This is a genomic window from Bacillus sp. NH11B (assembly GCF_001884205.1).
Taxonomy (GTDB): domain Bacteria; phylum Bacillota; class Bacilli; order Bacillales; family Bacillaceae_G; genus Bacillus_A; species Bacillus_A proteolyticus.
The window spans coordinates 185055-196723 of record NZ_MAOG01000101.1; the positions used below are offsets into that span (position 1 = coordinate 185055).

Consider the following 11669-nt stretch of genomic DNA (forward strand, 5'->3'; position numbering starts at 1 on the left):
GATTTATACAAACTATTTTTATTAATCGAAAAATTGGGATTATTATAGTTTGACGATAATAAGCTAATTAGATTATCATAATTATAAATATCTTTTTTATGTATGCATATAATATATAAAAAGGTGGTTGCTAATGTAGAATTTTATTAGAGTATAAGAATGCTTACTTCACTTGAATAAATTTAAGTAGGAGGTGGCTTCCTTGCTTACACTGTAAGTAAGGAAAAGTATTTGGATATATATAGTATAAGCATAGTGATTGTTTTAATTGCCTTAACGGCATTTTTCGTTGCAGCAGAATTTGCAATTGTTAAAGTGAGGAGTTCACGAATTGACTATTTAATTGCAGAAGGAAATAATCGTGCAATATCTGTCAAAACAGTCATTACAAACTTAGACGAATATTTATCAGCTTGTCAGTTAGGAATAACTGTTACAGCTCTTGGGATTGGGTGGTCTGGTAAACCTGCGCTAAAGCACATGTTTGATGTGTTGTTTGCTAATTGGAATGTCCCCACTCAACTCGCAGATATTCTGGCTATAATTTTAGTGTTTTTGTTTATCACATTTTTTCATGTGGTAGTAGGAGAGTTAGCTCCAAAAACATTGGCGATTCAAAAAGCAGAACAAGTGAGTTTCTTTGTTGTTAAGCCACTCATTTTGTTTTATCGTATTGCATTCCCATTCATTTGGCTTTTAAATGGATCAGCTCGGCTAATTACGAAATTTTTTGGGTTGAAACCACCAAAAAAGCATGACGAAGTGCATTCAGAAGAAGAATTGCGGTTGTTGGTTTCAGAAAGTTATAAAAACGGTGAGATTAATCAATCTGAATATAAATATGTAAATAAAATATTTGAATTTGACGATCGTATTGCGAAAGAAATAATGGTACCACGAACAGAAATGAATATTTTAAATAAAGAAATGCCTGCCGAAGAGGCTTTACAAAAAATGTCTCATGAAAAATATACGAGGTATCCGGTGGTTGATGGTGATAAGGACCATGTAATAGGCTTTGTGAATTTTAAAGATATATTTACAGATTTTGTGAAGCATCGAGTTGTTAGTGAAAAGACAGTGGAGCAATATATTAGGCCAATTATTCTAGTAATTGAATCTATCCCAATTCATGATCTATTTTTAAAAATGCAAAGGGAAAGGACGCATATTGCTATATTAATTGATGAATATGGTGGTACATCAGGTCTTGTAACCGTTGAAGATATTTTAGAAGAGATTGTAGGGGATATTCAAGATGAGTTCGATACTGATGAACAACCGGAAATCCAACAAGTTAGTGAGACGAAAACAATTTTAGAAGGAAAAGTACTTGTTAGTGAAGTGAATGCATTATTAGGTTTGACTATTGACGACGATGATGTCGATACGATCGGCGGCTGGATACTAACGAAAAATATTGAGATTGCCGAAGGAGATACCATTGAAATTGAAAACCATAAGTTTTGTGTGAAGGAATTAGATGGGCACTATATTAAGAGGTTGGAAGTAACGAAACCTTCAGAATCGATTGTTATTGTGGGGGATGAAAAAAAAATTCTGCTCCAAGAACAAATTAGTTCGTAAACTCTGCTTTGTAGCAGAGTTTTTTTGAGCAAAATGTTTTTTGGGGTGTTAGGGCTATGATACAATTACATAAGTCAGACCTTTCACTAGGTGAAATAAATGTAATGTATTATTGTATACATATATTCGGAAGGAGAACCACTATGAAAAAGCCTTTATATATAAATGGGGTATGGAAATCAGTAGGGACGTATAAACCATTGTATGCACCATATTCTGAAGAAATGTTAGCGGAGATCGCGCAAGGTACAGAAGATGATGTAAAAGAAGCGATAGTTGCGGCTAAAAATGCAATGAAAGAAATGAAAAAATTATCTGCATACGATCGCGCAACTATTTTAGAAAAGGTTGCACAAAAAATGGATGAGAGAAGAGAAGAGTTTGCAGTGATTATCGCAAAAGAAGCAGCAAAACCAATTCGTGCTGCACGGGGAGAAGTAGATCGCACTGTTCAAACATATAAGTTTGCAGCTGAAGAAGCGAAGCGAATATATGGTGAGACGTTACCATTAGATGCGGCGCCAGGAGCAGAGGGGCGTATAGCGTATACAATTCGACAACCTATAGGAGTTATTGGTGCTATTACACCGTTTAATTTTCCACTTAATTTAGTAGCACATAAAGTAGGTCCGGCAATTGCGGCTGGAAATACTATAGTGCTAAAGCCAGCCGACCAAACGCCACTTTCGTCATACGCATTGGTGGAATTATTTGAAGAAGCTGGTTTACCAAAGGGAGCTTTCAATATAATTTCTGGACCTGGACCTGTTGTAGGTGAGGCAATAGTGAAAGATGAGAACGTTGCTTGTATTACTTTTACAGGAAGTCCAAAAGTAGGTATTGGAATTAAGCAAAAAGCTGGATTGAAACGAGTGACGTTAGAATTAGGATCAAATGCTGCTGTTATCATTGATGAAGACGTTGAATTGACAGATGAAATAATTGAACGTATAAAATGGGGCGCGTTTGTGAATAATGGACAAGTTTGTATTTCTGTACAACGTGTTTTTGTACATGAATGCAAAATAGATGAATTTATTACAAAATTAACAAAAGCAATGGAAAACGTTGTAGTAGGAGACCCGCTTCATGAAGAAACAGATGTATCAGCACTTATTTCAAAAAAAGATGTAGAACGTGTAAGTTCATGGGTAGAAGAGGCAGTTAAGGCAGGAGCAAATGTTGTATACGGTGGTAACAAACGTGATGCAAGAATCTTTGAACCAACTGTATTAACAAATGTTCCAGAGTATGTATCTGTTCAGTGCCAAGAAGTATTTGGTCCACTCATGACAGTAAATACATTTAAAGAATTTGATGAGGCTATAGAGCAAGTAAATAATTCACGTTACGGTCTACAAGCAGGTGTATTTACAAACAATTTATGTAAAGCAATGCGTGCCATTGATGAATTAGAAGTCGGTGGTGTCATGATTAATGATATTCCAACGTTCAGGGTTGATCATATGCCTTATGGTGGTGTGAAAGAGAGTGGCACAGGTCGTGAAGGAATTAAATATGCAATAGAAGAAATGACAGAAATGAAATTAGTGTGTATTAAAAAATAAAGTAGATCGAGCTTAAACATCGCAATAAAAAACGAGCAGGAAATGTTTACGATTCCATACTCGTTTTTTATTGTTTGTTTTACGTTTCTCGGAACGATTTCATTTAATCAAGTGTACCTTTTACTTCATTTCTTGTTTGAAAATAGCATCTTCTACATAAATTTGTTCTTTGTCAACAGCAGTGCTATGAGATAGTACTAAACCGATTGGTGTTTCTGTACCTTTATTTTGAACAATTGTAAAAGGAACATTTTTTTCATTTGCTAATTTAATGTATTTTGATAAATGTGGGTAAGCAATGCTACCATTTAGGAATAGTTGTAATGATTGAGAAGAACGCATGCTACCAGTTACTTCTGTATACACATTACTTTGCATTACTTGACCGATTGTTAAAGCGACTTCCACACGCTCACGTAATGTAGTTAAGTACATATTACGTTCTTCTGGTTTGTTTTGCTTTTGGCCATATATGCCTTCTTGGAGATAATCTTCCACATTTTTATTTACCATATTTTTCACACCTTTCAATTCTTATTGTACGCAAGAATTAAAAAGGATGCAAAAAAAAGTAGTTTTGAACAGAAAAATAATTAAAAAATGAGAAAGAAAAAGAGATATATGAATAAAACTTATTTAATAAGAAAGGAAAAATAAATTTTATCAACAGAAATTAACAAAATGTGACAATAATCTATTAACGAAATGTATTTTTTGTGTTAATATTCAAAATATAAAGGGTATTCGTCGTATGGAAATGGAGGGAATGGAGGTTTTTCCAATCGATAAGGATATTAAAGAAGTATTTTGTTCGCACTTGAAAAACAACAAGCACCAATTCGTAGAGAACTGGAAAAACAAAATGATAATTTCCGAAAAAGATCCATTTAAACAAGAAGTAGTTCAAAATGGAGAAGATTTATTAGAGTTAATTATCGAACTTGTTATGGAAGATAAAGATATTAATTATCTTCAACCATTATGTGAGAAAATTGCCATTGAGCGTGCAGGGGCAGATGCGAATATTGGAGATTTTGTCTATAATGCAAATGTGGGAAGAAATGAACTTTTTGAAGCAATGTGCGAATTGGATGTAAGTGCTCGTGAACTGAAACCGATTATGGCCAAAATACATACTTGTTTTGACAAATTAATTTATTATACCGTTTTAAAATACTCAGAAATTATAACGAGAAATTTAGAAGAAAAACAGCAATATATAAACGAAACACATAAAGAAAGGCTTACGATTCTAGGGCAAATGTCGGCTAGTTTTGTCCATGAATTTCGTAATCCGCTAACTTCAATTATGGGATTTGTAAAGTTATTGAAGACAGACCATCCTAATCTATCGTATTTAGATATTATTTCACATGAATTAGATCAATTGAATTTTAGGATTTCACAATTTTTACTTGTGTCGAAAAAAGAAATGTGGAATGAATCTGAACGTTTTTGGCTAAATGACTTGTTTCAAGATATTATACAATTCTTGTATCCAAGTTTAGTAAATGCAAATGTTTTGATTGAAAAAAATTTGCCGTATCCTATTCCACTCATTGGCTACCGGAGTGAAGTGAGACAAGTATTTTTAAATATTTTAATGAATTCAATTGATGCTCTTGAATCGGTGAAAGAAGAGCGGAAAATTGTCATTGATGTATTTGAAGAGGATACCACTATTCGCATTGTTATAAAAAATAATGGGCCTATGATTCCAGCGGAAAGCGTAGAAACCATTTTTGAGCCATTTGTAACTACTAAAAAGCTAGGAACTGGTATTGGACTATTTGTATGTAAACAAATTGTAGAAAAGCATAAAGGATCCATATTGTGTCGTTCGAATAACGACTGGACAGAATTTCAAATTGAGTTTCAAAAGTAAACAGTCTACACCATACGAATGGTGTAGACTGTTTTAATTTGTAAGTATAACGGCCTCTAACTTTGGGTCCTCAGTTGAATAACCTATTATTGAAATTGTGTAAATTGAATTTGGTTCAACGTTGAACTTAGGAATGGTTAATAGTACTTTTTTTGAATCAGCAAGTGAAACTTCAATATCTGCTGTACCAGGGCTAACTTGTAAAAAATCTGTTACTTGTTTAAAGAGTACATTTTCAAATAAATGATCCCCATCTTTCAAATTAACATTTACAACTGGAGTGTCTGGTGAAAAATGTGCAAACCGTATTTTTGCTTGACCAGATGGTAAATGAGTATTATCAAGAATAGGTTGTAATTGGAGGTGATTATCGCTATCCACCGCTGCAAGGGTATAAGTGTGATTCCCCATTATGGGGACTAATGCTGAGAATATTGGAGTTTCGTTTCCAACAGGGACAATATCAATACGGTATTTACCTTGTACTAATGATAAGTAAGGACTGAATTGTTTAAAGGAAATATTTTTAATCACTTTTTGTCCATTTACAATAATATCAACTGCTGGTGTGTGGGGAGCTGTGTGGAAAATTCTCATATGTGACGGCAAAGTCGCTTCTTGTGAATCTCTCTTTTCATATGCTTGTACAAGTTTTGTAATTGCATCATGGTATTTCATATAGAGTTCCACATACTTTTTAGGATTGCTATATTGGTAGTAACGAGCGAGTTGTTCGTAACGTGCAGCTTCTTGTCCGTATTTTTCAATTTCGGATTGAGTCATAAAACATTCCTCCTTCATCATTACAACTATATGCGGAGCTGGAAAGAAGATATGCGAAAAAAACTGTTTTTCTGAAAGGAAAAGTTAAAATAGGGATTTTTTTATTTATAGGCAAACACACATACAAATCGGTAATTGTCCTACATAATTTATAAAGGAAAGGTAGTTTGAGTTTGAAGGAAGGAGAACAATAGGGATGTGGATAATCCCGGGTATGTAGTGTGAATTTAGTTATGGAGGATTTCGTGCTTTAGGCTGTAGTACAAATGTTGGATTTGCACTATAAGTATTTCTATTCCCAATAAGTGAACTGGCTGAAAAAGGTAATATCAGATAAAAGAGCGTCGTGCCGAACTGATTACTGTGGTTAATCGGTTCTTTTTTTTGTTTTAAATAGATGGTACTACTTGTTTAGTAATAGTTACGATAATTGTGGTTATCTATGTAGTGAAGTGAAATGTCGAATTTTGTTTGAAAATATGCAATATAAAGTAGGATATTAGGAAGGAGAATAACGGGAGTTCCGTCGAAGTTTACACAATGTCGGCAATTGAGGGAAGCTGATATTATGTTAAAAAAGCATTTGATTTGTTGTTATCTTAAGTCAAGGAGGGGTGTTTAAGCGTACAGATAAGGGTTGGTCTTCAAATTAAGTTCTGAATTTTCTGTTTTTAAACTAATATTTTGCACTCATTTGTATATTTTATAATAGTTTTTTGATAAATTCACTGCTTTCGCAGAGGGTTCTTTTTTATGAAAGAAACGTCAATTTTCTTCATATATATATACAAATTGGAGAAATGGGGGAGCGCTATGCGCGATTACTTAATTAAACCACTTGTTGGTCAGCCGTATCCAATGATTTCACATGGAAAAGGTGTATATTTGTATGATCAAAACGGAAATAAATATTTTGATGGTTCGTCAGGAGCAATTACGGCAGGTATTGGGCATGGCGTAAAGGAGATTGCAGATGTTATTAAAAAGCAAGCAGAGGAGATTGCTTTCGTATATAGGTCACAGTTTACGAGTGAACCAGCTGAAAAATTAGCGAAGAAGTTAAGTGATTTAAGTGTAGGAGATTTGAACTGGAGCTTTTTTGTAAATAGTGGTACGGAAGCAAATGAAACAGCTATGAAAATCGCAATTCAGCATTTTCAGGAGCGCGGTATTCAAGGGAAACATAAAATTTTGTCACGATGGATGAGCTATCATGGTATTACGATGGGAGCTTTATCTATGTCTGGGCATCCGCTACGTAGACAACGTTTCGTATCTATTTTAGAAGATTATCCAACTATTCCAGCCCCTTACTGTTTCAGATGCCCTGTACAGAAGGTATATCCAACTTGTCAGCTTGCTTGTGCGACTGAACTAGAAAGAGCGATTGACCGAATTGGTGCAGAACATATTGCAGCTTTTATCGCTGAACCGATTATTGGAGCTGCTGGAGGCGCGATTGTCCCGCCGAAAGAATATTATAAAGTAATTAAAGATATTTGTAGTCATTACGATATATTATTTATTGCGGATGAAGTAATGACTGGACTTGGCCGTACTGGTGCATGGTTTGCGATGGAGCACTGGGGTGTAGAACCGGATATTATGACGCTTGGTAAGGGGCTAGGAGCGGGTTATACACCAATGGCAGCGACAGTTGTAAGTGACCGTGTTATGGAGCCGATTTTACGTGGATCACGTTCTGTAATGAGCGGGCATACGCTTAGTGCAAATCCATTGTCTGCAGCAACGGCTTTAGCTGTTATTGAATATATGGAGAAACATAATCTACCTGAAAAAACAGCAGAAAAGGGAGAGTATTTATTAAAAGGTTTACAGAAAGTTCAGCAGCAATCGACAATCATTGCCGATGTACGTGGAAAAGGATTGCTAATTGGAATAGAATTGCAACCGTTTACAAAAGCGTCGGAACTTATTTCGGTTGCGGCTAAAAATGGATTGCTCTTATACCAAGCTGTTTCAGGGCAAGCAGGAAAAGAGGATAGTGCACTGCTTGTTGCACCACCAATGACAACTACATATTCCGAGTTAGATGAATTACTTTCAATTTTTGTAAAGAGCGTGGAAGAGATGATGCAAAAAGGAGGGCATAGTATCGCATGACAACTATTACAAATACATTCGGTAAATTAAAAGAAGTAGAGGAAGTAATTTCTTTGTTCCATGATGATATGACATTAATGTTTGGGGGATTTGGAGGGATTGGATCCCCTCCATCTCTAATTCAAGCTGTTTTAGATAAAGGCATTACAAATTTAAATTTAATAGGAAATGATACTGGATTTCCTGATGTAGGAATTGGTCGTCTTGTTACGAATGAAAGGGTTAAATCTTTAGTTACTTCTCATATTGGATCAAACCCAAATGCGGGAAGACAATTAAATGAAGGAAGATTGCAAATTGAATTTTCTCCGCAAGGAACATTAGCAGAGCGTATTCGCGCTGGTGGTGTAGGCCTTGGTGGTATTTTAGTTGATGTAGGTGTTGATACGATTGTAGAAGAAGGAAAACGAACAATTGAAATGAATGGAAAGACATATTTAGTTGAAACAGCTTTAACGGCTGAAGTCGCAATTGTATATGCGAAAAAAGCGGATCCGTTTGGCAATCTGGTATTTGATAAAAGCGCTCGTAATATGAATCCGCACGTAGCTATGGCTGGGGACATAACGATTGTAGAAGCAGAAGAAATTGTTCCACTTGGAAGTTTAGATCCAGAAGAAATTGTCGTCCCGGGTGTATTTGTAAATTATATCGTGCCATCGGAAGGAGTGAATTGGAAATGGGTATGGGCGTAGAAGTGAGAGATAAGATTGCAAGACGTGCAGCGAGAGAAATTCAAAAGGGCATGATTGTAAATTTGGGTATAGGAATTCCATCGCTTGTACCGAATCATTTGCCAGAAGATATGAGTGTTATGTTTCACGCAGAAAACGGTATTGTCGGTATGGGACCAACGCCAAGTAAAGGGAATGAAGATGAGAATTTATGTAATGCAGCGGGTTTACCTACATCTCTTATTACAGGAGCAAGTTATTTCGATAGCTGCATGGCGTTTGGAATGATTCGAAAAGGATTACTTGATGTTACGATACTTGGTTCGTTACAAGTAAGTGGAAATGGTGATTTAGCAAACTGGATTGTACCAGGAAAACGCGTTCCAGGTATTGGAGGAGCGATGGATTTAGCGCAAAAAGCGAAGCGAGTCGTTGTTGTGATGAATCATGTTGATAAATACGGAAATGCAAAGATTGTTTCGGAATGTACATTGCCATTAACTTCGAAAAAATGTGTAGATTTAATTATTACAGACATGGCTGTAATGGAAGTGACTCCAAGTGGACTTGTCTTACAAGAATTAATGAGTCCGTACACTGTAGAAGATGTAAAACGACATACGACGGCTGATTTTCAAATAAGCTCAAATTTACTAGTAATTGAATGAGGGGAGCTGTAATATATGGAGCAATTAAAAAAACAAGTTTGTGATTATATTGAGCGTAATGAAGAAGAGAGCGTAAAATTTTTAACACGATTAATTCAAGAAAAGAGCGTATCTGGTGATGAAAGTCGTGCGCAGGCAATTGTTATTGAAAAGTTGCGTGAGTTAGGTCTAGACCTCGACATTTGGGAGCCTGCTTTTAATGAAATAAAAGATCACCCTTATTTCGTATCACCTCGTACAAGCTTTACAGATAGCCCGAACATTGTAGCGACTTTAAAAGGAAGTGGCGAAGGGAAATCTATGATTTTAAATGGCCATATTGATGTCGTGCCAGAAGGGGATGTAAATCAGTGGGACCATCATCCGTATAGTGGAGAGAAAATAGGAAACCGCATATATGGACGTGGAACAACAGATATGAAAGGCGGCAATGTCTCACTTATGCTTGCGATGGAAGCGATTATTGAATGTGGTATTGAACTAAAAGGTGATATACATTTTCAAAGTGTAATAGAAGAAGAGAGCGGTGGGGCAGGAACATTAGCAGCTATTTTACGAGGGTATAAGGCAGATGGCGTTATTATTCCTGAGCCGACGAATATGAAATTTTTTCCGAAACAACAAGGGTCAATGTGGTTTCGTCTACATATAAAAGGCAAAGCAGCACACGGTGGTACACGTTATGAAGGAGTAAGTGCTATAGAAAAAAGTATGTTTGTTGTAGATCATTTGAGAAAATTAGAAGAGAAGAGAAATAGTCGAATTACAGATCCATTATTTAAGGGGATTCCGATTCCGATTCCAATTAACGTTGGGAAAATTGAAGGAGGAAGCTGGCCAAGTTCTGTTCCCGATTCATTAATTTTAGAAGGAAGATGTGGTATTGCGCCGAATGAGACTATAGAGGCAGCAAAAGAAGAGTTTGAAGGCTGGATTGGTGAATTAAAAGAAGTGGATAGTTGGTTTGTAAAAAATCCTGTAGAAGTAGAATGGTTTGGAGCGAGATGGGTTCCTGGTGAACTAGAAGAAAATCATCCGCTTATTACAACGCTTGGGCATAATTTTGTTGAAATTGAAGGGAACGAACCGATTATAGAAGCATCGCCATGGGGAACAGATGGAGGTTTGTTCACACAAATCGCTAACGTACCAACGATAGTATTTGGTCCAGGAGAGACGAAAGTAGCACATTATCCAAACGAATATATAGAAGTTGATAAAATGATTGCTGCTGCGAAAATAATTGCATGTACATTACTAGATTGGTGTGAGGTGAAGAAATGAAATACTATGAATCTTTTAGTGAACAGACAAAGTATTACACAGTAGAAGGGGTATTAGACTATTTTAATAAACGTGTTAGAGTTGATCACTATACAGGAAATGTTGAACGCATTATACAAACAATCGATAAATTAGCAGAGAAACATTCTTTCACTAAATGTATTATTAAAGGAAAGGGAGAGCATGTTTCGACATGGCTCTCTTTCGGTTTCTTATTGGAAGCAACGATACCTCATTATTTTCAAGGACACGATGCGTACTTCTTCGTGAAATATCATTCCAATGAAAGACGAAATAGTATTCATTGGAATGAGGAAGATAGCATTTTAAGTGGTGTAAAAGCAAAAGAAGTGAAAGAAAAAATAGTCCCAGAGGAGTTTGTGTTAAGAAAAGCGACAGAAGAAGACGCGGAAGAATTAGCAATTGTCTTCGGGAAAGTATTTGAAGTTTATCCGACACCTTTAAATGAAGCGAGTTATGTAAAGCAGACGATGAAGGAAGACGATACAATTTACTATGTTTATGAATTCAAAGGGAAAATTATTAGTACAGCATCTGCTGAAATGAATGTGAAAGAAGGTAATGCAGAATTAACGAATTGTGCTACATTACCTGAATATCGAAAACATGGTTTTATGAAAAGTTTGCTAATTAAGTTAGAGGAAGAACTTCAAGAAAGATCTATTTTTTGTTCCTATACAATTGCTCGTTCGCTATCTTTCGGTATGAATGCAGCCTTTCATCAATTAGGCTATACATATACGGGAAGGCTCGCGAATAATTGCTACATTTTTGATAAGTTGGAAGATATGAATATATGGGTGAAAGATTTATCAAGCTATTTGAAATCAGTAAGACTCCCGCTCCAAAATTCGGCTGTAAAGCAAAGCAGTTAGGTGGGAGTCGGGATAATAATCAGTGGGGATGAATAAAGCCCCACTGATTAAAGTTTTACTTAACCATAAATAAGCAATAGAAATATATACAAATTTCATCAAAAAAATAGAACGGAATCGTCATGCTTATAATCGCACAGAGGGATGCCGAAAATCCGGCATGCATTTGCCAGATTTTCGGCAAAAGGGGGGATGACATT

Annotated in this window: 10 protein-coding genes; 8 read left to right on the forward strand and 2 right to left on the reverse strand. The window is 35.8% G+C overall.

Annotated elements, in window-relative coordinates:
• Positions 1–231 precede the first annotated feature (231 nt).
• Together BAU27_RS15565 and BAU27_RS15570 are read left to right on the forward strand one after the other, a co-directional pair.
• A complete protein-coding gene (locus BAU27_RS15565; protein ID WP_071771376.1) occupies positions 232–1587 on the forward strand; it encodes a hemolysin family protein in 1356 nt (451 codons plus the stop codon).
• A gap of 143 nt (positions 1588–1730) precedes the next feature.
• The gene (locus BAU27_RS15570) at positions 1731–3155 is read left to right on the forward strand and encodes an aldehyde dehydrogenase family protein (protein ID WP_071771377.1); all 1425 of its coding nucleotides are present in this window, start codon (positions 1731–1733) and stop codon (positions 3153–3155) included.
• A 120-nt stretch (positions 3156–3275) separates the two neighbouring features.
• Here the strand turns inward: BAU27_RS15570 and BAU27_RS15575 are convergent, their stop codons facing one another.
• Entirely contained in the window at positions 3276–3668 is a 393-nt protein-coding gene (locus tag BAU27_RS15575) for a YueI family protein (RefSeq protein ID WP_071745828.1), read from the reverse strand.
• 238 nt (positions 3669–3906) lie between these two features.
• On the opposite strand from BAU27_RS15575, the gene BAU27_RS15580 reads away from it, so the two are divergent.
• Positions 3907–5040 carry a BA2291 family sporulation histidine kinase gene (locus tag BAU27_RS15580; protein ID WP_083596024.1) on the forward strand — a complete coding sequence of 378 codons (1134 nt, stop codon included), beginning with the start codon at positions 3907–3909 and terminating at the stop codon, positions 5038–5040.
• Between the two features lie 33 nt (positions 5041–5073).
• Here BAU27_RS15580 and BAU27_RS15585 read toward each other — a convergent pair whose 3' ends face one another.
• Positions 5074–5823 carry a DUF4397 domain-containing protein gene (locus tag BAU27_RS15585; RefSeq protein ID WP_071771378.1) on the reverse strand — a complete coding sequence of 250 codons (750 nt, stop codon included), beginning with the start codon at positions 5821–5823 and terminating at the stop codon, positions 5074–5076.
• Positions 5824–6636: 813 nt separating this feature from the next.
• Between BAU27_RS15585 and BAU27_RS15590 the strand changes: the two genes are divergently transcribed.
• From BAU27_RS15590 to ablB, 5 genes are read left to right on the forward strand one after another with little or no spacing between them, the layout of a single operon-like run.
• Positions 6637–7947 carry an aspartate aminotransferase family protein gene (locus tag BAU27_RS15590; RefSeq protein WP_001205875.1) on the forward strand — a complete coding sequence of 437 codons (1311 nt, stop codon included), beginning with the start codon at positions 6637–6639 and terminating at the stop codon, positions 7945–7947.
• On the forward strand, positions 7944–8642 hold the full coding sequence (gene atoD, locus BAU27_RS15595) for an acetate CoA-transferase subunit alpha (protein ID WP_071745826.1): 699 nt from the start codon (positions 7944–7946) through the stop codon (positions 8640–8642). Before BAU27_RS15590 ends, atoD begins: the two co-directional genes overlap by 4 nt.
• On the forward strand, positions 8627–9289 hold the full coding sequence (locus BAU27_RS15600) for a CoA transferase subunit B (protein ID WP_071771379.1): 663 nt from the start codon (positions 8627–8629) through the stop codon (positions 9287–9289). The genes atoD and BAU27_RS15600 overlap by 16 nt, the downstream gene beginning before the upstream one ends.
• Before the next feature lie 15 nt (positions 9290–9304).
• Positions 9305–10573 carry a peptidase gene (locus tag BAU27_RS15605; protein ID WP_071771380.1) on the forward strand — a complete coding sequence of 423 codons (1269 nt, stop codon included), beginning with the start codon at positions 9305–9307 and terminating at the stop codon, positions 10571–10573.
• Complete coding sequence (gene ablB / locus BAU27_RS15610; protein WP_071771381.1) at positions 10570–11469, forward strand: putative beta-lysine N-acetyltransferase; 900 nt, start codon at positions 10570–10572, stop codon at positions 11467–11469. Before BAU27_RS15605 ends, ablB begins: the two co-directional genes overlap by 4 nt.
• The last annotated feature ends 200 nt before the right edge of the window (positions 11470–11669 follow it).

What these genes read in the sequence shown, in the direction of transcription:
- BAU27_RS15570 (WP_071771377.1), top strand. Translation starts at nt 1,731, where the DNA reads ATGAAAAAGCCTTTATATATAAATGGGGTATGGAAATCAGTAGGGACG.
- BAU27_RS15590 (WP_001205875.1), top strand. Translation starts at nt 6,637, where the DNA reads ATGCGCGATTACTTAATTAAACCACTTGTTGGTCAGCCGTATCCAATG.
- BAU27_RS15605 (WP_071771380.1), top strand. Translation starts at nt 9,305, where the DNA reads ATGGAGCAATTAAAAAAACAAGTTTGTGATTATATTGAGCGTAATGAA.
- BAU27_RS15600 (WP_071771379.1), top strand. Translation starts at nt 8,627, where the DNA reads ATGGGTATGGGCGTAGAAGTGAGAGATAAGATTGCAAGACGTGCAGCG.
- BAU27_RS15575 (WP_071745828.1), bottom strand. Translation starts at nt 3,668, where the DNA reads ATGGTAAATAAAAATGTGGAAGATTATCTCCAAGAAGGCATATATGGC.
- BAU27_RS15585 (WP_071771378.1), bottom strand. Translation starts at nt 5,823, where the DNA reads ATGACTCAATCCGAAATTGAAAAATACGGACAAGAAGCTGCACGTTAC.
- atoD (WP_071745826.1), top strand. Translation starts at nt 7,944, where the DNA reads ATGACAACTATTACAAATACATTCGGTAAATTAAAAGAAGTAGAGGAA.
- ablB (WP_071771381.1), top strand. Translation starts at nt 10,570, where the DNA reads ATGAAATACTATGAATCTTTTAGTGAACAGACAAAGTATTACACAGTA.
- BAU27_RS15580 (WP_083596024.1), top strand. Translation starts at nt 3,907, where the DNA reads ATGGAAATGGAGGGAATGGAGGTTTTTCCAATCGATAAGGATATTAAA.